Here is a 23,284-nt window from a genome sequence, read left to right on the forward strand (position 1 = left end):
ATTACTTTATTACTTTATTAATCTCATCTTCAACACTCCAATCTTTAAATCTAATAATTATTTTTAATATTTTTCTAAAATAAATTAAAGAAAAAAAAACTTCTGCCGTAATAGAGACTGTAATCATATAAATTCAGCTCCAACCGTGGAGTATTTAGGAGAAATATTATGGCTCTATCAATTCAAACCAATGCAACATCCCTGAATGCACAGCGTCAGTTGGGGCAAACTCAAAAAGCAGTTTCAACTTCAATGGAGCGCTTATCTTCTGGTTTACGTATCAATAGTGCGAAAGATGATGCTGCAGGTCTACAAATTTCAAATCGATTAACATCTCAAATAAATGGTTTAGGTGTTGCTGCAAGAAATGCAAATGATGGTGTATCTCTAGCGCAAACTGCTGAGGGTGCATTACAAGAAAGTACAAATATTTTACATCGTATGCGTGACTTAGCATTGCAAGCATCAAATGGTACTTATTCCAATTCAGATCGTTCTGCAATCCAAGAAGAAGTAGGTCAACTACAAAGTGAGTTAGATCGTATATCAGAAACCACTTCTTTTGGTGATAGAAAGTTACTAGATGGTTCATTTGGTTCAAACAGTTTACAAGTGGGTGCCAAATCATTTGAAACAATTAATATTAGTCTAGGTTCATTTGGGGCAGATGACATTGGCGCACAAACATTTTCATTAAATGCAGGTCAAACTTTACTTGCTTCAACTGGTGCTACAGGTCTAGGTGGAATATCTATTTCTGGTTCAGCTCAGGAGCACGCTTTCTTAGGTTCAGCAGGTACTACACAGACAATTAGTGTTTTAGGAGCGCAAGGTTCTGCAACTGCAACCGTTTCTGGTTCTGGTACTGCTGTGGATGTTCAAGATGCAATAAACCGTGCGACACCAACAACAGGCGTTGAGGCTGATGCGCGTACTGTAGTATCACTTGATTTCGCATCAGGAAATGTATCAGGTAATGTGACAGCTACTACAACGATTACTTTTGATTTACGTGGTGCAAATACTGATGAATCTATAGCAGCACCAACAATAAAAGCTGATTTTACAAATACAGAAGATTTGACTTCAATTGCTAATGCTATCAATGCTGAAACAGGTTCAACAGGGATCGCAGCAAGCATCTCAGCTGAAGGTGAGCTGGTTATGGTAAGTGAATCTGGTGATAATATTCAAATTGCTAATGTTGCTATTTCAGGTGGTGGTGCAGCGGGTACTACAAGCTTGACTATTTCTGCAACATCACATGACTATGAAGGTGATGTTTCTGATGCTACTCAGAACATAGCAACAGCAACTTTAGTTGGCTCTGGTACTGGTGCTGATACAGGTATGTCTACAACTACAAATGAAATAAACTTTATTGGAACTGTGCGCACAACTGCAAACGAGGACTTCGAAGTAGCATCAAGTCAAGCTGAAGTAACAGCTGGTGGTTTATCAACTATTGAAACAATTGATGATGTTGATGTTAGTACTGCTATTGGTGCCCAAATGTCTGTTGATGTTATTGATGGCGCTTTAGCGCAAATAGATACACAAAGAGCTCAGTTAGGTGCGGTTCAAAACCGTTTAGATTCAACAGTATCTAACTTGCAAAATGTAAGTACTAACGCATCAGCTTCTCGTTCGCAAATTAGAGATACAGATTTTGCGACTGCAACAGCTGAAATGACTAAAAATCAAATATTACAACAAGCCGGTACTTCTATCTTAGCGCAGTCAAATCAGCTACCACAGGCTGCATTAAGTTTATTAGGTTAATATTTAAATTAACTTTAAAACAATTCGGTAAAATAAGAGGAGCTAGGTTTTACCTAGCTCCATTTTTCGTTTTATACTCTACTATAGTAGGAGAGCTATAATGAATAATATAAATACATCACCACCACAATTAAATGATGTGCTAAATGGTTTGATGAAGCCTGAAAATAGCAATGTGATAGAAAATGATAGAAAATCATCTGAAAAAGTTGAAAATCAAAGCTTACCCGTTGAAATTACAGAAATAGATAAAGTAGAACCTTTATCTAAAGTTCAGCTTGAAGAGTTGGCAGTAAAATTGCAGGAGTTTGTAGGTGATCTTGATAAATCTTTAAAGTTTGAAACACATCAAGAATCTGGTCGTGATGTTATAAAGGTATTAGATGGTGAATCTGGAGATTTAATTAAACAATTTCCTTCAGAAGAGCTTTTGGGCATAATTACAAACCTTTCTAAGGCATCCGGTTTATTAGTCAATGAAAAGATTTAATTTGTATCATTACAATTTAAATTCGTTTTTAAAGGGGGATATATGAGCTCAATTTCATCACCAGGATTAGGGTCTGGATTAGATGTAAATAGTATAGTTAAGAGTTTAGTTGATGCGGAACGCGTTCCCTTTGACGCAAAAAAAGATGCCGAACAAGAAAGCAATACAGCAAAGATCTCTTCTTTTGGAAATATTAAAAGCACCCTTTCAGAGTTAGATGATATCCTATTTGACCTTAAGCTTCCTTTTACATTTAATGAACGTATTGTCGAGACAAGCTCGTCTAACTATACTGTAGAAGCAGGTTCAGCTTCCCTAACTGGAAATTATGAAATTGAAGTTTTACAATTAGCGCAAGCGCATAAAATGACTTCTGAAGCTTTTACACAAGGAGCTCCTGTCGGTGAAGGTACTATGGCTTTTACTATTGGCAGTGAAACATTTGAAGTCGAGGTTTCTGCAACAGATGATTTAGATGCTGTTAAAGCTAAAATAGCTGATGCGAGTAATGGATTAGTATCAGCGTCAATTGTAACGGCTGATGACGGTCAGCATTTAACTTTAACAGGCACCAAAACAGGTGCAGGTAATGATATATCAATTTCAATTACTGATACTGATGGAGATATAACTGATGGAGCAGGCTTATCTCGGTTAAACCATACAGGTGATCCAAATGATTCTTTTACGGTGCAAAATACAGCTCAGGATGCCTCGATTAAGATTGATGGTTTATTAACAGTTAGTAATGATACAAATAGTTTTGATTCTGTGGTTGCTGGAGCGGTTATTAACGTAACTGGCACGCATACTGCAGGGAGTAGCGATAAGTTTTCTATAAGTAAAGATGAAGAAAGCATAGTAACCCGACTAACGGAGTTTGTTGAAGCTTTCAATAAAGTTGTAGATTCTGTCGATGAAGCTTCAGCTGTAAACTCAGATTTAGGTACGGCAGGAACGCTAACTGGTGATAGCACTGTTAGAACTATGATGAATCAGATTAGAAGTGCACTTTCTACACCTGTTGAGCTGGAAGATGGTAGTGTATTTAGCTTATCTATGTTAGGTATTTCAACTAATAAAGATGGCTCTTTAGATTTAGATGCTAAAGAATTAAAAGATTCAGTGAATTCTAATTTTGATAATCTTAGTGAAATATTTGCATCATCTGAAGGCATAGGTCGAAAATTAAATGACGTTGTTTCTGAATATCGAAAGTTTGGAGGCCTCATTGATCAGAGGATTACAGGATTAGAGGATTCAAATGTTCGTTGGGATGAAGAACAAGTAAAAAATGAAAAGAAATTAACTACTTTAGAAGAAAGACTGTATGCACAGTTTTTATCTATGGATTTATTAGTTGCACAATTAAAATCAACAGGTGATTATTTAACAACTCAGTTAGATAATTTACCTGGGTTTACATCGAAAAGTTAAGATAACTCTTAATTTTTCGATTTCGAAGAGTTAGGAGTTTTCCATGTCAGAAAAAATACTGCAAGCAGAAGCTAAAGAGCAGTTAAAAACAGTTTTATCTTATACTTTATATCAAAATTTACTTGCATTAAAAGAGTATTTTCCTTCCTTTTATAATCGATTTCTAGAATATAAACCAAAAACACACGGGTTAGAGCTCACACCTGATGGCATTTTAAATATCGCGTATCCCGGTGGCTTTATTTATAACGGGGACCCACAAAAAATATGCAATGAGCAGTTTGATAACTATTTTAGCTGCACCTTAAATAGTATTTATACCATTAATGCCGCTGAAGCAGAAAAACCTAACCAATTATTTAAACATCCAGGGTTAGTCGCTGCTGTTTCTAGGGATGGTGATGAGTTCATAGCCAAGTCTTTAACAAAAAAATACCAACCGCCTAGCGTGTATCCTATCTTATCTGTAATTGGGGTAGGGATGGGTTATCACTTAGAGAGATTAGTTGAAAAAAACATTCATCATATATGCATATATGAACCTAATAATGATTTATTTTATGCTTCACTACATACAGTTGATTATAGGAAAATTTTTGAACATTTCACGCAAAAAAATAAAGGAATTACGTTAGAAATAGGTTCTAAACCTGAGTTTTTTATCGAAAGTATTCATAAAATATTACATGAGAGGGGTTTATTTAGAGCTGGCTCATTTCCAGTTTATCGTCATTATGGTAGTGATACTTCTAATGATGCTTTAAAACGCTTTTTTGATAATGTAAGTAATTTCTATAATGGGTTTGGTTTTTTTGAAGATGAAATTATAGCAACGGTTCATACATTAAAAAATATCAAAGCAGGGCATAAATTTCTTCCTAGTAACATTAAATTACCTAAAGCTTTTAATAATAAACCTGTTTTTATCTGTGCAAATGGTCCTTCTTTAGACGATAACATAGAGTTTTTAAAAGAAAATAGAGAACAGTATTATTTATTTTCAGGTGGTAGTGCATTAATGCCGCTATATAAAGCCGGTTTAACACCTGATTTTCATTTCGAGATAGAAAGAACAGAAGGTTTGTTTGAATATGTAGCGGGTATAGAAGATCGCAGTTATTATAAAAATATAACTTTAATTACAATGAACACGGTTTCACAGAAAGTAATTGATTTATTTGGCGATGTTTATATTTACTTTAAACCAAATGATGGTGGTACGGAATTAATGCGTACCGCTTTAGGGCAAGAAGACTTTAATAATTATTTACATTTATTTAGTTCTAACCCTACAGTATCTAATGCTGCATTAGTTTTTGCAATTGAGTTAGGATTCAAAAATATTTATTTTCATGGTGTAGACTTAGGCTATATAGACCCTAATTATCATCACTCTAAAGATAGTTTATATTTTGAAAATGATAAAAAGATAGCCGATTTTGATGGCCATGCACAAAATAATAAAATAGTAGCAGGTAATTTTGTTGATACTGTATTTTCAAGTATGATTTTTGATTGGTCACGTCATACATTAGAGCATGTTTTAAGATCTTCTGATAATAAAGACTTAAATTGCTTTAACTGCTCTAATGGTGTGAAAATTGATAGAGCAAAACCCTTGCCTATTAATGAGGTTAGTTTAGAGCATGGGGTTCTGCCAGATGTTGTTGAAGCTTTATCCCAGATCGTTATTCCAGATATTATGTCATTTAAAGATTTGAGTGAGAAAGTAAAGTTTTTCAGCAGTGACTTATTTAATCTTATGGATGAAATTGTTAATCCTAGTTTAGGTAGTGTGAGCATCAATCATGAGCAGCTTATTGAGCATTTTAATTATCAATATTATAAGACAAAAACAGTAGGAAAAGAAAATAATGTATTTATTTGTAGAATGTTAATTGGCAGTCTTAATTATTTACAAACAACTACAGTAGGAAAGCTACACTTCATTAGAAATCAAAAGACTAGAGATGAATATGCGACAAGTTCATTGAAGTTTTTTTGCAAGTACATGGAAGTTATGAAAGTTGAGTATAATGACAAAGTATTAAATTGGATTGAAGAAGAAAACAAATAAATCTAATCACTAAAACCAAGGGCTAAAATTTAATCGTTTAGCTCTTTTTTTATGCTGAAAAAAATATTTTGGATCGCATTTTGTTCTGTCGTTAGATTAATTATGAATTTAGAATTCATTAAACCCAGTCTATGTTCAGATAGTAAAACAAGCTCATTTTTGAGTTTTTTTTCATCTAAAACAGATTTGCTTTTATCTATTTGATCTAGAATGAAAGGAGATTTTATTTTTAAATTTAGTTGAATACTTAGTATGGGTTTATTTAGTAAAGCTGCTTCAAGTAATAAAGTTGATGACATACCCAGTACAGCATCACTTTGTAAAATAGCCTCAACTGAGTCTAATAAAATTAGTGATACAAAATTAAATTGATTACAAATCTTTGAGTAAACTTCAGTATTCTCCCTCGGATGTGGCTTTATTATAAGCTCTATCATGTTATTTGGTATTTCATTTATGGCATTACAAATCGCGTATAGAATCGACTGTTCAGTATAACCATAGAGATCAAGACCTTTCTCCTTGCCATAAACAGTGGTTATGGGTTCAGATGCAAATAACCAAGTTAGTTTTTCATTATTTCTATTTTGTGAAGTTGGCTTTTTATGTTGATTGATAAAATGTTCGAAATAGGGTTGCCCGGTCACTTTTATATATTTCGCAGGGATACCTTCTTTTATCATTGCTTGTTGAGCATATTCATCCATAACAAATATATTTTTAGGTAAAATATATTCATTTAAATTGTACTTTTCTTTTGATTGATAGCTTCTATGTGATTTTAAAAATCTAAGAGAATAATTCATCCACTGATCTAAAATGGCACCGTGATAAATCTTTCGTTTTTTTGCTGCTAACCAAAGTAATCTTTCAGTAAAATCATCAGCACTAGTGCTCGTTAGAATACCATCAAAATTTTGACTTGATACAAACTCATACACATTACCTTGTGTAATCGTAAAAATAGAGTCTTTAATATTTTTATATTCTAACTCGTTTTTTTGATAGATGTTTAATGAGGTCTCTTTTCCATATATATGAACATCAAAGGCTTCTTTTAACATTGCATGCATAGCAACTATAAGGTTAGCGCCACCAGGATCACTTGAGAATAATAATAATTTTTTCACAATACTTTACAGTATTAATATCATTTCAATAGAAGTTTCAGGGAAGTCAAAATAACCATTATCAGTATGCTCAAAACCTATTTTTTCATATGCTTTTATGGCGGCTATATTGTCTTTAGCAACACCCAAATTTATTCTTTTGATATTGGTATTCTTTTTTAAAAAATCCGTTGAGGCATGTATTACTTCACTTGCCACTCCTTTACCTTGAAAAGATTCGTCACCAATTAATATACCTAAAGTAGCAACATGCTCATGGTTTGGGTGTCTTTCATATTTTAAGTTTCCAATATGCTCTTGATTTTTTTTAGTGAAAATACCATAAAACCAGCAGTTAGGATCTTGGTCTTTTTCAAAAATATAATTTTGTAATGATTTTAAGTCTTCATTTTTATAGGTAATGTATTCAGATGTAGTTTGCTCTGAAAACCAGCTTAGATACTTTACGGATGCATCCTGAATGGTTAATTCACGTAAATGAAATCTTAACGTTTCAAGTTTTGTTTCCATTTTATGCTCCAAGTTCGCTATAGGGCTGCTTTGCTTTTCTGCCACTTCTGATTAAATTTAGCGTATTATCAAAACCATAATTAAAAAGCATATCAATGATACTTAAATGGCTTTTAAACTCCCCAAATAATTGTTCATGAATAGGGTGCTCAAACTGGTGGTAAAATAGGTTTATGTTATGTTTTACCAGTTCTCCACCTGGTGTGTTTTTATTTAAATAAACAGCTGAACCAACAGGTGATAAATAGTTTTTAACATCAAGGTTATTACAAATAGAAACTAGCCTTTCATCTTTTATGCCTTCAACATTATCAATATTCGATGATCTTATAAATTGAGTTTTGATGCCTACTTTAATGCTAATAGCTTCAATAATCGAAATTGTAAAATCACTTAAATTTTCATGATGTGTATTAATTAGCACTTCAAGAAAAGGGTAAACATGGTCAAAATATTTAGACTTCCTATAATTAGCGTAAACAGACTTTAAATGCTTTTTTTGCCAAGGGGCTTTTAGATTAAGTTTAGCTTGGTTAATCATGGTATTCATACGCCCATTAGGTAAAGTGACGTCAATGCTCAACATCGTTTCACCTGATGCTGATTTGATTCTGTTTCTCACATGCCAATCACTTTTTTCAAGTTTTACATTATCTAAAAAAACAAATTTATCAACACGATCTATCAAGTCAAAATATCCACACCAAGGAATGTATGTTGGTTGCATGATCGCACAAATCATACTTTATCCTCTTTATATAAATACATAGTATATTCAAATGGAATACTGCCTTCTTTAACAAGGTAATCATGCTTTAATACTATACGTCTTGTTAAATTTCGCTTGCAAAAATCAAACACTTTTAAAGGATCTGAGTAATATAAGTTACTATCTTGAAAATCGACATATGTTGACATAGCATTAAAAGCAATGCCTTTTTGACTACTGTCAAACATCTTTTTAATAGTCGAAAGCATAAACTCCTCATTATCTTCTTGATTATTATTAAATACTCCGCTCAACAATATATAATCATAACCTTGAGGAATGCTATCGGATAACAAGTCACAGACTTTGAATTGCGCATTTTTATGTTCTTTGAAGTGTTGATTTGAAAGCTCTACGAATTCAGGAATAAAATCTAGACCTAAATATTTACCTTTAAAGTCATTTAAATTTAGAAATTGAAACATATCACCTAAACCGCAACCTACATCTATAACTGAATCCATCTCAGGGGCAATTTCACTAAGAATTTCAAATCTTTTATATTGGGACTCGGTATTGATGTGTTGAACCGCTTCAGGTGAGGGGCCATATTGATTTAGTAAATTTTTATAGTGTTGTTTTAAATCAGAGATCATTGTGCATGCTCATTGATAAAGTTTAAGATATTTAATAATTGGCTTTGAGGTGTTTCTGGGCGAATGAAAATATTAACGATATGCTCACTAATATAGTGTGCATTTTCAAGGTGAACACCTGTCGAAAGTTGTGCTAATGATTTGTAATGAGTCGTTATAGTTATACCATGTGATTGTGCTTTTTTAACTAATTCATCTCTATTATTCTTAATTAGTAAAGGATAGCGCCAATAGGTAATATCGTCATTGTAAGGGAGTTTTGTTATGTTCTTATTTTTTAGTAAGGAATGACAAGTTTTTGTATTTTTTTGTCTTTTTGAGATAAAACTTACCAGCTGAGATAATTTTACATTGAGTTCATTTATTTGCGATTGAGAAGGTGTAAAAGCAAAGAATTCATTATTATTTATTATATTAAGGGCATTAGAATAAAAAGTATGATTATTTGTTGTTAATAAACCACCATAATTACAATTAATTGTTTTATCGTAACCAAAACTGATAATACTTATATCACCAAAGCTGCCTAAAGGTTTACCTTTATAGGTACCACCCATAGCTAAACATGCATCTTCTATTAAAACTAAGCTGTTTTGTTTTGCATATATTTCTAACTCATCAATTTTGCAGTAATGGCCGTAGCTGTGAACTGCAACTATAGCGACTGTATTTTCTGTTTTTACAGCTTCTACTTGAGGCACATTCATGCAGTAATCATCAAGACTTACATCGGCTAAAACAGGTGTAAATCCAGCTAGCTGTATTGCAAATAAAACTGCTGGGCAACAAATTGCCGGCATTATTACGTCAGAGCCTTTAGGAATTTTTGAAGCTAACAGTGCTGTTATTAAAGCTGCACTACCAGAGCTTGTCATTAAAAGGTGTTCTCTACTTAAGTTTTTACTTAGGCTAGAATTTAGCTCAGAGAAATGACTTATAACCAAATTTTTAAATCCTTACGATAATGACCCAATTGAAAGTTTTCCGGTTGTTTTAATATTTCTACTTTTGTCACTTTAGAGTTCTTTTCTAATAAAGCCTTGAGTGTATTTAAATCACAAAAAGTCCATTCAGAGTAGCGCATTATATGTGGTAATTTTTTCTCATACTCTAAGTCACTAGCACCTTTAATTATTTTTTCAAACTGTTTATCTAATAGGTCACCAATTAAAATGATTCCACCTGATTTTGTAACTCTTATAAATTCATTTATTGCTATATTTATATAACTTTCATCTGGAAAATAATGAAAAATACTATAACTTAATACTCGCTCAAATTTATTGTCAGAAAAATTAAGGTTAGCTGCATCACCAACATAAAATTGACCATTTACTATCTGTTTTTTAGCCTCTAATACCATAGATTCAGCATAATCTGTGCCGTAATAGTATTTCACTTTGGGTGTTAACTGAGAGAGTAATAATGCGTTACCACAACCGACATCAAGTATGGAATTTACTTCGCTTGTCAAATTCAGTTTATTACTGATGTCAGCCACCAGTTCCTTCCAATTCTCATTATCAATAGGACGGCATACTTGTTTTTTTAAATCATTTGTATCGAGTGCATTTTGAGACCATTCATTTTTTTTTGTTGTGAAAGTAGTCATTGTGATACCTCAATAATTCTCTGTGCTAATTTAGTTGTAGAATGTGTGGAAAAATGTTTTCTAGTTGAATTTTTTATTTTTAGTAAAATATCTTTATCTAAAAACCTCATTAACTCTTTTTTTATCATGCTTGGATTTAATTGAGTCGCTATACCTAAATCGTAGGTTAAATCTGATGCTGCTAATATTGTTGTATCTTCAGCTTGGCCTATATTTTGAGATATTGAAGCATTGGGAATACAGCAAAAGGCAACTTCATATTTACTTAATCCACCACCTGTTATGAATACATCAGCGAGTTGATAAAGTTCTTCTATTTTTTCGACTAGTGGCTGCACAGTAATATTATTATTATTTGAAATATAGCGTGTTTTAAGTTCAGTTTTTTTATCAATTAAATAAATATTTTTATTTGTGACGCATTCTATCAGTAAGTTAAGAATTTTATTTCCTACACTTGTTTGATCGTTTCCACCAATGAATATTACAATATTGCTAATCTTACTATTTTCATTTTTTAAGTTATGTTTTCTTATATCTATTAATGGTTTTTTAAATGGAAAATAGTCGAGTCCTAAGCAAGTGTTATTATTTGAATAGCTTTCTGACTCAGCACATGAACGAAAATTAATAATTAAATCTAATTGAGATAAATTAAATTCATTAAAATCATCAATTTTAATAAAAGTATTAACTTTAGTTCTTATGAGATCTATATCTTTTTGAGTAATACAGTAATCATCTAAGATCAAAGTTGCATCTTTAAATGAATCTAAATTTTCAGTATTTATTATAGTGAAATTATGATGATTAAGTTGCTCTTTTGCAAAAGTATTAAATTCACCATTAAATATAATTGGAGTACTGCTATTCTGTTCTTTTAAGGTAACAGCGATGTTTAAACATCGCATTAAATGCCCTAAACCAGATAACTCATTAGCATTGCATTGAAAGATAAATCTATGCATTACTTTTTATGTATCTTTGTATCATATTTTTAAAACCTTTCGTTTATTTCATTAAAAGCAGCTTTAATAACATCACCATGAAACCAATGCTTACCACTAAAGCGTCCAGATACCATTACATTATTAAATACTTTAGATAATTTTTCATAATTATCCTTAGTAGCTTCACTAAATTCAAATGTAGGAACTGGAAATGTATTATGAATAGTTTGCCTTAGATGGCTGATTACTTTAGTTTCATTGGAAATAAGCTTCATATCTTTTAATTCATTAAGCATATCTTCAGAAGTAATCTTATCTGAATCTTCCTTTCCTGAAAGCGCTTCAATTGTTAGGTGGTTCGTGTTTTTGTTTTTATCTAAATTCGGGTGCAGGGTAACACGAAAGCTTTTGGCTTTGAGGTCCCAATTCCAAATATAATGAGATTCAGAGTTTAAAATGGGTAAATCAAAATTATAATGGAAAATATTGGCAGTTCTAAAATCTAGTTTAGCTTTTTTACTCGTAATACCTGCTGCATTTAGAGCTAAAGCGGGAGGAGCACTCCAAAATAGAAAATCACAATCTAGGATCTTGTTACTATTAGCTAAATGAACTTTACTAATAGAACCTGTTTTATGTTCAATTTTATTGATGTATTCTTTTGTTATAAACCCAACACCTTTGTTTTTTGCTTGATCTATTAAACCATCAATCCAATATTGCACTCCTTTACCGTTAGTCGGGTAATAATATGTTGGTTCAACTGTTTCATCATTTAATATTCTTTGATCATAATCAGCGGCGCTGTGATAGCCTAACTTATCATCAAATGCGGGGATTTCTTTTAATTTTTTAGTAACTTCAGGGCTTAAGCCTATCACACGACTTAAGCCAAAATAGCTAACTGATGAGTGTGTTTTAAGAGAGCTTGGGTCAACATCTTGACCATATAGCTTTTGAATCAGCGGGAACGCAATTTCAGATGTAAAAGTAGGGCCTAAAGTATCGTTTAAATAAGTTGCTATATCTTCAGCTGTACTTTGTTCTGTTCTTGATAAAAGTTCTAGAATCCCTTTTTGATATACTTGTTCTGGTAACTTTCTTGTATCTACTACTTGAGTTTCAAGATCCCACTTCCCACCAAAATAATTACCTGTTTTTAGTTTTCCTAAACCTTGCCAATGTAGGCTTCTTTCGGGTTTAGGTCCAAAAAGGATATTATCAATTGCCTCAATACCAGTCGTATTTGGTATATGAGTACCTTGATCATAAACGATCCCTAATTCATCTTTTACTGATTTTAGAAGACCGCCACAGTGTTCCTCAGAGTCAATAACATAAACATTTTTAAATTTCTCAGCCAATAAAATAGATGAAAATAATCCACATAAACCGCCGCCTACTACAATACAATTGTTCATATTTATTTGACCTCTATTTATCATCCATAACAAACATTTCTTTAAACATATCTATTACTTGTTGTACTGTTTCTTGTGTAACATGTCGATGATCTGCTTCCCAAGGGTTTTTACTACACTCAGTTACCAGTTCATAGCTTGGCAAGTAATACATATCTTTATTATTTTGAACCAATTCTTCCGCTGCAACCCTTAATACTGCCTTAGAGTGGGTATTTGCTTCGATGACATGATGAGAATTACCTCTGCCAGTTGCCATAAATGGGATGGGAGAAAGAGTGATAACAAGCTTAAATTTTGGATTGAATTCTTTAATAATATCAAAAAACTTCTGAATATATTTTACATTATCCGAAACAGACAGGACTTTATGTTCAATTAAATGGGACATGCCGCTTTTTGGGTTTCTTGATAAAGCAGTGCCATCTTTTAACATCCAACATTCGTTCAATCCGAGTGTAATCACGAATACTTCACAAGTTAAGAATGTATGCCTAATAGCTTTTATATGTGAATCATAGTCTTGCTCGTATGCATCTATGGATTTGAAAAATACATTTTCTCTGTAAGGGTCTGTATATAGTCCCCCAGGAACATGAGCTAATATTTTTTGTGGTTTTCGTTTATCAAAAGCTTTCTCGGCAAGTTGCGTAAAACTAGGACTATTAAAAATAACGCCGTAATTGGCACTAAATTTTACAATTTCATCTCCTGGTTTATAGCCATCAACTATAACTTCAGAATTAGGGTCAATGATTCTTTCTGAAATGACATAATTGTATTTATCTTGCTGTAATACTTTCGATATTTCAAAAGCGAAGCAACTACCGGCAGAGCCAATCGGTGTTTCTTTTGTCATTATTGGGTGTTTGATAACATAAGGAAGCTGTTCAAATTTGTTTTGTGGCGCACTAGGGTGAGTTGGATTTGGCCAAAAAATAGCATTCGGGTTAGGTTTACCTTGGGCATTATAGCAGGTAGTTGATTTTATATTTGATTCTTCAAATTCAGCTAGCTCTAAAAGATTACGCGTATCAAAGCTTTTAAGTGTACCTTCCCAGGGTATAGATGCTTTAAATGAGTTTTTAAGTAGCTGTATTAATTTATTAATATCGGTTACTTGATTGAATGTTGGATCAAATTCTATAATTCTTTGATACATATCGGTAACATAAGCATCATCAGAAAATATATTTTTTAATAAATATCTTAATTCATTTTTTGTCTGAATTTTTCCTGTTCCAGATACCAAAATGGTATCTTCTTTTAGATTTGAATCATCAGGTATAGGCAAGAGAGAAATACTTTTTTGAATATCTTGAAAAGACAAACATTGATGAGCTGGCTGCCAATATGAGTGATTTATTTTATCCCAAGGTAGTGGTGAAGGAACTAAGCATAAACTAAGTGTATATCGTTTTTGACCTTTTTTTGGTACGTCACATCTATGAGCGACATCAAATGGATTAAAAATAATGGCATCACCAGATTCTAAATTAAATTGTTCAGGTACTGGATCAAAACCTAAGTAACTTAATAAAGAAGATATATCTTTTTTTCTATCATGTAATTTACAAAAAATATAGCCTTGCTCTTTTAAAGCTGAAGTCTTTTCTTTTGGGTAGAAAAAAGTATTACCACCATGCTTAGATGTTGCGTTTAAATACACAATTACTTTTAGATGTTTAGATGGGCCTCCATCACAATGCCATTTTGTATAGTAAAAAGGCTCATCATTTTCAGCCGTAACTTCAGTAAATTCATACCATGTGACTGCATATTCAGTTTTGAAATAGCTTTTAATTTGGCTATCTATTTTTTGATTTAATATTTTTGGTAATAAAGTTTGTAATCTTGTTTTATGATTAAAGTTTTCGGATTCTTGTTCTGTGATTAATAATTTACATTCTTCAGGGGACAGTACGTTTTCAATTCTATTAACTGAGTGAGTGATCAAATCATTAGTTTTAGCGAAGTTTTTATTAGCGACACAACGTTGATAAAGTTGATGTCTATCTTTATATCCTTCATTTACATCATGACCAATTCTAATAATCTCAGAACCATTCATTACAAAATTAAACTCTTCGCCATTAATGACTTTTTTAGAGCAAATAATATCCATTTTAAACCTCATAAATATTGACTTAATGATTGATTAAGCAATTATTATACCTAAATTAATAGAATTGATTACCCATTATTTTATAGATATTTGATAGTTATCAATAAAGTGTGGATGATGTCTTATTGATAACTATTTTTTATTTACTTAGATTCTAAAGTTATTTAAAAGATCCTTTAATGCAATCTAAAGTTTAATTGAGTTTTTAATTAACTCTATATTTAAAGTTTTTGAAATAACTTCCGATAAAAGTATATTCACCTACTTTTAGGTTAGCTGTATGCTTTCTATTGCTACTAATTTAAGTTCATTATTTACTCAGAGGCAATTAACTTCTGTAAGTAATGCTACTTCAAATTCGATGGAAAGATTAAGTTCAGGTCTGCGAATTAATAATGCGGAAGATGATGCCGCGGGCATGCAGTTATCTCACAGGATCACAGCTAAAATAAATGGTAATGCGGTGGCTATTAGAAACGCAAATGATGGTATTTCTATGGCACAGACTGCAGAAGGTGCGTTATCTGAAGTGACTGCAAATTTACATAGAATAAGAGATCTTTCCCTTCAAGCAGCAAATGGTACCTATAGCAGAAGTGACAGAGCATCAATCCAAGAAGAAGTTGACCAATTAAAATTAGAAATTAATCGAATTAATGAAACAACAAGTTTTGGTAGTCAAAAATTATTTGATATGGGTGATGGACGTTTGGTTGATATTGTAGAAAGGGATATGGTTAATGGTTTAGCATCCTCTTGGTTAAGAGAGTCAGAAAAAATAATTTTTGAACAATTAGGTATAGATGGTAAAGGGCAAACACTTAAAATTGATTTAGAGCAAGTCGATGGCGCAGGTGGTACCGCCGCTTATGTACAAGCTCAGAGTGTTGCTGGAATTGGAGCGTTTAATCAAGTTATGGTAATTGACTTGGATGATTTTAATGCATCAAATTTACCTAAAGGTGACCCAAATGGACTTGCATTAGACGAAGTCGTTTTACATGAAATGGTTCATGCAACTATGGGGGCTAACTTTGGTGACTGGACTAATATTCCTACTTGGTTTAAAGAAGGTGCTGCTGAAGCTATTAGAGGGGCTGATTCAAGGCTGTCTACAGATATTGCTGTTCATGGTGCAGCGGCTATTTGGACTGAACTAGATACTAATTGGCAAGGTGCAGGAGGTAATCCTGTTGGCGCGTTACCAACAGCTGGTGTTTATTCGGGTGGTTATGTTGTAATGCGTTATGTTGAAAGCAAAATTGGTAGTGATGGTATTAAAGGTTTAATGTCTGAATTAAGTAACGGTTTAACTTTAGATGCGGCCTTAGGGGCTTCTACGAGTTGGGCTAATGAAGCTGCTTTATTTACTGAATTAGGCGCAGCCCCTGCTGTGGGTGCTGAACCGACAGTTTTTGAACAGTATATTGTTGATGAAATGGACTTAACAAATAATGACTCTGGCTCATTAAGTGGTTCTGACGCAGGCGGTATTATTGATTATGAAACTGTTATGACAGGATTAGGCTCTGGAAATTCAGGCGCTAAAAGTTTTACTGAACTTTATGTAACTGGTGATGACGATAGTGATGCTGGGGGGGATTTCAATTCTGGAAATTATAACCTACCTTCAACCAATGCGGATATTACTGAGCAGCGTGTAGAATTATATCAAGCCAATATTAGTGGGGCTGGAGGAAGGGCTGTAGATCTACAAGTTGGTGCAAATGCTTTAGAGATAATTACACTTACGTTAGGCACATTTAGCACTAAAAATTTAGGGATTGATTATTTGGAGGTAACAGATAATCCTCAGTTTGCGGTTTTTGCAGCTGATGATGCAATTCGCATTGTAGATACCCAAAGAGCTCAAATGGGTGCGGTTATGAATCGTCTTGACCATACCGTGAGTAATTTACAAAATATTTCCCAAAATCTAAGTGCAAGTAACTCACGTATTGAAGATACAGACTATGCAATGGAATCTGCTATCTTAATAAAAAATCAAATTACTCAGCAAGCTACTTCAGCCATGTTAGCGCAAGCCAATAGCCAACCAAATAATATCCTCTTTTTATTAAACGCTTAAATTATAAATCTTTGGTTTTATGTATGTTATGGAGCAGTTTTTGCTTGTAAAATAACAATGAAATTGAAAGGTATTTTTTGGAGTAACTATAATGCCGGATAAAAAAAGCTTAAAAGAAAATTCAGGTGCTATGTTATGGGAGCAAGCTAAGAAGATAATTCCCGGCGGGAATCAGTTATTATCTAAACGAGCTGAAATGTTTTTACCTGAATTATGGCCTGCATATTATAAAAAATCATTAGGATGTGAGGTATGGGATCTTGATGACAATCATTATTATGATATGAGCATTATGGGCATTGGCACTTCACCTTTAGGTTATGCTCATCCTGAAGTCACCCAGGCTGTTATAAATGCAGTTTCTGATGGTTGTATGTCTAGCTTAAACTGTTTTGAAGAAGTACAGCTAGCAGAAAAATTGATTGATATACACCCTTGGGCTGGTGGCGCTAGGTTTTCACGAACGGGTGGTGAAGCATGCTCTATGGCTGTTCGAATTGCACGAGCACATACAGGTAGGGATAAAATTGCTTTTTGTGGTTATCATGGCTGGCATGATTGGTATTTAGCAACAAATTTAAAAGACGGAAAAAATTTAGATAATCAATTGTTACCAGGACTTAGTCCATCAGGTGTGCCTAAAGGTTTAGGTGGTACAGTATTACCATTTAATGCTGGAGATATAGGTGCACTTAAAACAATACTTGAAGAAAATAAAGATGAATGTGCGGCTGTAATGATGGAGATCTTTCGTCATGAAGAGCCTGATGTTGCTTTCATACAAGAAATAAAAGCTTTATGTGAAGCTAATGGTATGGTGCTTATTTTTGATGAAGTGTCTTCAGGTTTTAGATTAAACACGGGGGCAGCACATTTATTGTGGGATTTTGAGCCTGATATTTGTGTTTTAGGAAAAGCTTTAGGTAATGGTCACCCAATTTCAGCTGTGATTGGTCGAAGAGATATAATGGATGCTGCACAACTTTCCTTTATTAGTAGTTCATACTGGACTGAAAGAGTTGGATTTGTTGCAGCTTTAAAAACATTAGAGGTATTTGAAAGTGAAAATATTCCAAAAAAACTCATAGAGACTGGTGATTATATTAGGAAGGGATTACTGAAAGTTGCAAATAAAACAGGCTTTGATCTTGAAATATTAGGTGTGAATTCAGTCTTGATTTTATTATTAAAAGGTTCAGAACCGCTTGTGATCAAAACATTATTTACCCAAGAAATGTTAAAGCGTGGATTTCTAGCAAGTAATGTTATTTATGTTTGTGCTGCCCATTCTAAAGATATAGTAGATCTCTATTTTAAAAATGTTGAGGAAGTTTTTAATTTAATTTTAAAAGCTGAAAAAAGTGGTACAACAGAGTCTTTATTAGAAGGACCTGTGTGTCATAGTGGATTTAGTAGGCTTAACTAATGGAAGATAAGAAACATATAGTTGCAGTGATACAAGCGAGAATGGGATCTTCTCGTTTACCAAATAAAGTAATGAAAGAGGTTGATGGTAAACCGCTTATTGGCTATTTAATTGAGCGTTTATCATTAGCTAAACATATAGATAAAATTGTTTTAGCAACTTCAACTAATCAAGAAAATGATGGTCTAGTTAAATATGTTGAATCATTAGGAATAGATGTTTTCCGCGGAGATGAAAATGATGTGTTGTCTAGGTTTCAACAGGTTGCAAAGCTGAATAATGCAACTGACATTGTTCGTATCACTGGTGACTCACCTTTATTAGACCCTGAAATATGTGATGATTTAATAACTTATTACTTAGAAAATAAACTTGATTATGCATTTTTAAGTGAACGTTTTTGCGAAGGTGTAGATTGTGAGGTTGTTTCTTCTAGTGCTTTATTAAAGTTAGAGGACTATGCTCTTAAACCTTCTCACCATGAACATGTGACTTTATATATTTATCAGCATCCTGAGCTGTTTAATTTCTCTTTTTTAGAAAATGGCTGTGATGATGCTAAATATCGTTTTACTGTAGATAATAAAGAAGATTTATTTGTTGTAACGCATATTTTACAAGATATGAATAAAACTAATTGCTTTTATTCAACTCAAAAAGTTAAATGTTTTTTAGATAAAAATCCTGAAGTTTCAAATGTTAATAGTCATATTATCCGTAATGAAGGTTTAGCAATATCTTTAGATTCAGAAAAATAACTAAGAGAAACACTCCACAAATGGAATACTTATGAATTCATTTACGATAAACAAAACACAATTAGGCAATGATAGACCTTGCTATATTATTGCTGAAATGTCAGCAAATCATTGTGGTAATTTTGATAAGGCAATTGAAATTATTCATGCAGCAAAAGAGTGCGGTGCTGATGCAGTAAAATTACAAACTTATAGGGCTGATACAATCACTCTTGATTGTGATAAAGAAGACTTTAGATTGCCGTCAGGTAATGCTTGGGAGAGCCACAATACATTATTTTCTTTATATGAAAAAGCTTATACACCATGGGAATGGCATGAAGCACTGATTGCTGAAGGCGAGAAAATTGGTATAGATGTTTTTTCATCGCCTTTTGATATTTCTGCAGTTGAATATTTAGAAAATTTAAATATGCCAGCATATAAAATTGCCTCTCCAGAAATCACAGATGTTGCGTTAATTAAATGCGTAGCTAGAACGGGGAAACCCGTAATATTATCGACAGGGCTTGCTACCTATGAAGATATTGAATTAGCAGTTAAAACATTAATAGATAATGGTTGTAGTGATTATGCATTATTAAAATGTACAACTGCATATCCTGCGCCACCTGAAGATATTAATTTAAGGACCATTCCTGATTTAGCCGAAAAATTTAATTGTTTATCAGGTATATCAGATCATAGTTTAGGTCTTGGCGTTGCTATCTCAGCAGTAACTTTAGGTGCTAGAGTTATTGAAAAGCACTTTGTTTTAGATAAAAATGAAGAATCGGTTGATTCATTTTTTTCATTAGACCCTACTGAATTCAAGATGATGGTTACTGAGGTGAGAACCGTAGAGAAAGCGTTAGGTAAAATATCTTATGATTTATCTCCTGCCTCAAAAAAGAATTTGTTAGCCAAAAGGTCATTATACATATCTAGAAATGTTAAAAAAGGAGATATTATTACTGCTGATAATATCCAATCTGTTAGGCCATCATATGGTTTAGCACCTAAATATTATGAACAAGTATTAGGAGCTAGATTTACGGATAACTTTTCTAAAGGGACACGTCTTTCATTGGATTTAATTGAAGGTGATTTTTAAGGCCATTGACTGGGATCTATAAACTTGAGTTCATTAATTGCAAATTGATAAAATTCCTCATGATCAATCCTTGTATTTATGGCCTTAGTGAGTTCTTGTAATTGTTCTGCAGTATTAACACCACAAATAATTCTATCTATTTGTGGTGTTTGGTTTATAAATGCTAAAGCGGCTTGAGCAGGTGAAAGGTTTAATGAAAACAGTTTTTGCTTCAAGCGTACCAAGGTCGGTTTAATGGGGTGGAAAAACTCGGGTAATTCGTTTAATGGTATAAACAACAAGCCCTGTAAAAATGCTGAGCGAACATGTATTTCAATATTGTGTTGTTTTAAAAAATCGAAAGTACCGTCATGTAATAATCTTTGATCTAATAGATTAAAAGGAAGCTGAATTAAATCTATATCAAAAGTATTTACCAAGTCTTTTATTTGCTTTTTATTATAAACAGAAGCGCCAACTTTGTTTACTTTTCCTTCAGTTTTTAAAGTTTTCATAGCATTAAATAAATAATGGCCGCCAGGTTTTAACAAATCTTCAGGACCGTGAGTTAATAGGCCATATACTTGATTTATTTGTAAGTTACTTAATGAATCGTTAAAAGAGCGAATGAGCTCTTTAGCATCAAGCTGTTGGATTACATTGCTTTTAAATACCGGAGTTTTGGTAACAATATCAAATCTGTTGGGACTAGCGTAATTACCAATTATAGATTCCGCATTGCCATATGCGCATGAGGTATCCAATAATGTTGTATTTTTAATTTCCGCTAATTGAAGGATCTCTTTAACTTGATCTTGAGAGGTTTGACCCTTTTTATTACTGATCCCATAATCTAAACCAAATTGCACGGTACCGAGCCCCAGTTTCATACTAAGGCCTTTACTTGTTCTATAATATATTCTTGTTCTTGAGACGTTAATTGAGGATGCAGAGGCAATGAAATGGCTCGCTGATAGTACTCTTCTGCATTTGGTAAGTCTCCAGGGCTAAATCCGAGATCTTTATAATAAGGCTGAAGATGAACAGGTATATAATGTACGTGTGCAAATAAACCTTGCTCTCTTAATTTTATGATAGCTTGTTTATGACGTTCAATATTAGCTTCAGGCAGTAGTACTATATAGAGGTGATAAGATGATAAACGGTCACTATTAGGTGCAAGCGTTGTTAAGCTTGTCTGTGAAAAAGCATTGTCATAAATTTTTGCTAATTGGTTTCTTTTGTTAATGAAACTATCTATGCGGTCAAGCTGACTTAAACCAAGAGCTGCTTGTAAATCAGTCATTCTATAATTAAAGCCTAAAGCAATCTGTTGATAATACCAAGGACCATGACTTTGCTCCGTCATTCGATTTTGATCTGATACTATACCATGCGATCTAAATAACTTTAGTTTCTCTGCAATTTTATCACTGTTAGTCAGTGCCATACCGCCTTCTGCTGAGGTAATTATTTTCACAGGGTGAAAGCTGAAAATACAGATGTCTGAATATTGGCAAGAACCGATAGGGTTACCATGATATTGACCACCAACAGCATGAGAGGCGTCTTCTATAATTCTAAATCCATACTCTTGTGATAATGTATATATTTGTTCCATATCACATGATTGTCCGGCTAAATGTACCGGAATAACAACTTTAGGTAGAGTTTTATTATTTCTAGCAAGGATCAACTTTTTTTCTAAAGCAATAACCGACATATTACCTGAGCATAAGTCTATATCAACAAAGTCGATATTTGCACCACAATATAAAGCACTATTAGCCGTTGCAACAAAAGTAATGGGGCTAGTCCAAACAATATCTCCAGGGCCTACATCTAGCGCTAAATTAGCGATATGTAATGCAGAAGTGGCACTATTAACTGCTACAGCATGTTTGGCATTAGATTTATCTGCTATTACTTGTTCAAAATCTGGAACTTTTGGACCTTGAGTTAAAAAGTCTGATTTTAAAACATCTATAACAGCATCAACATCTTGCTGGTTAATGTCTTGCTTGCCATAGGGGATCATAGCTCTGCGTGCTTATTAAAGCTTTTAATTTCTTCAACGCTCATAAAATGTGAATTGTTACGAGAGTTATATTCAAATTCAGGTTTTACCAATACGCCTGATTCATCTAAACCATTTGTTGTAAAATCATTTGTTCGACTGCTAAACTTTATGCTCGGCGCAATTACAAAGTGATCATCAAACTCATATGTATGATATGAATCATCAGCAGGGCACATTATTTCATGTAGTTTTTCACCAGGTCTTATGCCTACTTCTTTTTGTGGCAAATTAGGTGCAATTGCTGAAGCTAAATCTGTAATTTTGATAGATGGAATTTTTGGCACAAAAATCTCTCCACCATACATGCGAGCAAAGTTTTTTAATACAAAATCCACTCCTTGCTGCAGGCTGATCCAAAAACGGGTCATCCCTATGTGCGTAATAGGTAAGTGATCAGAACCATCATTTACCATTTTTTCAAAGAAAGGTACTACAGAACCACGCGAACCAACAACATTACCGTATCTAACTACTGAAAATGTCGTTTTATGACCTCCTGATATATTATTTGCGGCAACAAAAATTTTATCTGATGCGAGTTTTGTTGCGCCATATAAATTGATTGGATTTGCAGCTTTATCCGTTGATAGTGCTATTACTTTTTCAACGTCATTATTAAGTGCTGCGTCTATCACATTTTCAGCGCCATTGATGTTTGTTTTAACACATTCCATAGGGTTGTATTCTGCAGCCGGCACTTGTTTCATTGCAGCTGCATGGATCACAAAGTCAACGCCACGCATAGCCCTATTAAGTCTTTCTTTATCTCTTACATCACCAATAAAATAGCGCATGCATGGTGCATGGAAAACTTGTTGCATTTCAAATTGCTTAAGCTCGTCACGAGAAAATATAATAATTTTGTTTGGCTGATATCTTTTTAAAAGTGTTTCAACATACTTTTTTCCAAAAGACCCGGTTCCACCAGTTATTAAAATATTTTTGTTATTGAACATAGTT

At 33.1% G+C, this 23,284-nt stretch carries 20 protein-coding genes; 8 read left to right on the forward strand and 12 right to left on the reverse strand.

The genetic code is table 11. The features are described from left to right. Window positions 1–168: 168 nt before the first annotated feature. The 4 genes from KO527_RS06500 (at window position 169) to KO527_RS06515 (ending at window position 5,786) form a co-directional block, all read left to right on the forward strand. Window positions 169–1,782 carry a flagellin gene (locus tag KO527_RS06500; RefSeq protein ID WP_216039535.1) on the forward strand — a complete coding sequence of 538 codons (1,614 nt, stop codon included), beginning with the start codon at window positions 169–171 and terminating at the stop codon, window positions 1,780–1,782. A 100-nt stretch (window positions 1,783–1,882) separates the two neighbouring features. Next, entirely contained in the window at window positions 1,883–2,272 is a 390-nt protein-coding gene (locus KO527_RS06505; protein ID WP_216039536.1) for a flagellar protein FlaG, read from the forward strand. 42 nt (window positions 2,273–2,314) lie between these two features. Then, window positions 2,315–3,709 (forward strand): flagellar filament capping protein FliD, encoded by a 1,395-nt coding sequence (fliD, locus tag KO527_RS06510; RefSeq protein WP_216039537.1) that lies wholly within the window; start codon window positions 2,315–2,317, stop codon window positions 3,707–3,709. Between the two features lie 43 nt (window positions 3,710–3,752). Further along, a complete protein-coding gene (locus tag KO527_RS06515; protein WP_216039538.1) occupies window positions 3,753–5,786 on the forward strand; it encodes a 6-hydroxymethylpterin diphosphokinase MptE-like protein in 2,034 nt (677 codons plus the stop codon). 29 nt (window positions 5,787–5,815) lie between these two features. On the opposite strand, the gene KO527_RS26370 is transcribed toward KO527_RS06515, so the two are convergent. The 9 genes from KO527_RS26370 to KO527_RS06560 are packed head-to-tail and all read right to left on the reverse strand — an operon-like array spanning window position 5,816 to window position 14,899. Next, on the reverse strand, window positions 5,816–6,916 hold the full coding sequence (locus KO527_RS26370; RefSeq protein ID WP_216039539.1) for a UDP-N-acetylglucosamine 2-epimerase: 1,101 nt from the start codon (window positions 6,914–6,916) through the stop codon (window positions 5,816–5,818). 6 nt (window positions 6,917–6,922) lie between these two features. Continuing rightward, on the reverse strand, window positions 6,923–7,426 hold the full coding sequence (locus KO527_RS06525) for a GNAT family N-acetyltransferase (RefSeq protein WP_216039540.1): 504 nt from the start codon (window positions 7,424–7,426) through the stop codon (window positions 6,923–6,925). Window position 7,427: 1 nt separating this feature from the next. After that, window positions 7,428–8,168 carry a WbqC family protein gene (locus KO527_RS06530; RefSeq protein WP_252733489.1) on the reverse strand — a complete coding sequence of 247 codons (741 nt, stop codon included), beginning with the start codon at window positions 8,166–8,168 and terminating at the stop codon, window positions 7,428–7,430. Further along, window positions 8,165–8,791, reverse strand: coding sequence for a class I SAM-dependent methyltransferase (locus KO527_RS06535; protein ID WP_216039541.1), 627 nt, complete (start codon window positions 8,789–8,791; stop codon window positions 8,165–8,167). Before KO527_RS06535 ends, KO527_RS06530 begins: the two co-directional genes overlap by 4 nt. Further along, window positions 8,788–9,735: a DegT/DnrJ/EryC1/StrS family aminotransferase gene (locus tag KO527_RS06540; protein ID WP_252733491.1), complete on the reverse strand. Its 948-nt coding sequence runs from the start codon at window positions 9,733–9,735 to the stop codon at window positions 8,788–8,790. The genes KO527_RS06535 and KO527_RS06540 overlap by 4 nt, the downstream gene beginning before the upstream one ends. Next, window positions 9,726–10,403, reverse strand: a complete 678-nt coding sequence (locus KO527_RS06545) for a methyltransferase domain-containing protein (RefSeq protein WP_216039542.1) — start codon at window positions 10,401–10,403, stop codon at window positions 9,726–9,728. Before KO527_RS06545 ends, KO527_RS06540 begins: the two co-directional genes overlap by 10 nt. Beyond that, window positions 10,400–11,371, reverse strand: a complete 972-nt coding sequence (locus KO527_RS06550; protein WP_216039543.1) for a hypothetical protein — start codon at window positions 11,369–11,371, stop codon at window positions 10,400–10,402. Before KO527_RS06550 ends, KO527_RS06545 begins: the two co-directional genes overlap by 4 nt. Before the next feature lie 29 nt (window positions 11,372–11,400). Then, complete coding sequence (locus KO527_RS06555; protein ID WP_216039544.1) at window positions 11,401–12,774, reverse strand: FAD/NAD(P)-binding protein; 1,374 nt, start codon at window positions 12,772–12,774, stop codon at window positions 11,401–11,403. Between the two features lie 13 nt (window positions 12,775–12,787). Continuing rightward, window positions 12,788–14,899, reverse strand: coding sequence for a GSCFA domain-containing protein (locus KO527_RS06560; protein ID WP_216039545.1), 2,112 nt, complete (start codon window positions 14,897–14,899; stop codon window positions 12,788–12,790). Window positions 14,900–15,179: 280 nt separating this feature from the next. Here KO527_RS06560 and KO527_RS06565 point away from each other — a divergent pair, with 280 nt between their 5' ends. The 4 genes from KO527_RS06565 to pseI all read left to right on the forward strand — a co-directional run bounded on the left by KO527_RS06565 (window position 15,180) and on the right by pseI (window position 20,265). Further along, window positions 15,180–16,988 (forward strand): flagellinolysin, encoded by a 1,809-nt coding sequence (locus tag KO527_RS06565; RefSeq protein WP_216039546.1) that lies wholly within the window; start codon window positions 15,180–15,182, stop codon window positions 16,986–16,988. A gap of 91 nt (window positions 16,989–17,079) precedes the next feature. Continuing rightward, window positions 17,080–18,414 (forward strand): aminotransferase class III-fold pyridoxal phosphate-dependent enzyme, encoded by a 1,335-nt coding sequence (locus tag KO527_RS06570; protein ID WP_216039547.1) that lies wholly within the window; start codon window positions 17,080–17,082, stop codon window positions 18,412–18,414. Next, window positions 18,414–19,172: a glycosyltransferase family protein gene (locus KO527_RS06575; protein ID WP_216039548.1), complete on the forward strand. Its 759-nt coding sequence runs from the start codon at window positions 18,414–18,416 to the stop codon at window positions 19,170–19,172. The genes KO527_RS06570 and KO527_RS06575 overlap by 1 nt, the downstream gene beginning before the upstream one ends. Window positions 19,173–19,203: 31 nt before the next feature. Beyond that, on the forward strand, window positions 19,204–20,265 hold the full coding sequence (gene pseI, locus KO527_RS06580) for a pseudaminic acid synthase (protein WP_216039549.1): 1,062 nt from the start codon (window positions 19,204–19,206) through the stop codon (window positions 20,263–20,265). Here the strand turns inward: pseI and KO527_RS06585 are convergent. The 3 genes from KO527_RS06585 to pseB are packed head-to-tail and all read right to left on the reverse strand — an operon-like array spanning window position 20,262 to window position 23,280. Beyond that, window positions 20,262–21,134: an aldo/keto reductase gene (locus tag KO527_RS06585; RefSeq protein WP_216039550.1), complete on the reverse strand. Its 873-nt coding sequence runs from the start codon at window positions 21,132–21,134 to the stop codon at window positions 20,262–20,264. The genes pseI and KO527_RS06585 overlap by 4 nt on opposite strands. Then, complete coding sequence (gene pseC / locus KO527_RS06590) at window positions 21,131–22,282, reverse strand: UDP-4-amino-4,6-dideoxy-N-acetyl-beta-L-altrosamine transaminase (RefSeq protein WP_216039551.1); 1,152 nt, start codon at window positions 22,280–22,282, stop codon at window positions 21,131–21,133. Before pseC ends, KO527_RS06585 begins: the two co-directional genes overlap by 4 nt. Continuing rightward, window positions 22,279–23,280 carry a UDP-N-acetylglucosamine 4,6-dehydratase (inverting) gene (gene pseB, locus KO527_RS06595; protein ID WP_216039552.1) on the reverse strand — a complete coding sequence of 334 codons (1,002 nt, stop codon included), beginning with the start codon at window positions 23,278–23,280 and terminating at the stop codon, window positions 22,279–22,281. The genes pseC and pseB overlap by 4 nt, the downstream gene beginning before the upstream one ends. Window positions 23,281–23,284 lie beyond the last annotated feature (4 nt).

It is taken from the genome of Pseudoalteromonas sp. C2R02, from assembly GCF_018860845.1.
In the GTDB taxonomy this organism is placed as follows: Bacteria; Pseudomonadota; Gammaproteobacteria; order Enterobacterales; family Alteromonadaceae; genus Pseudoalteromonas.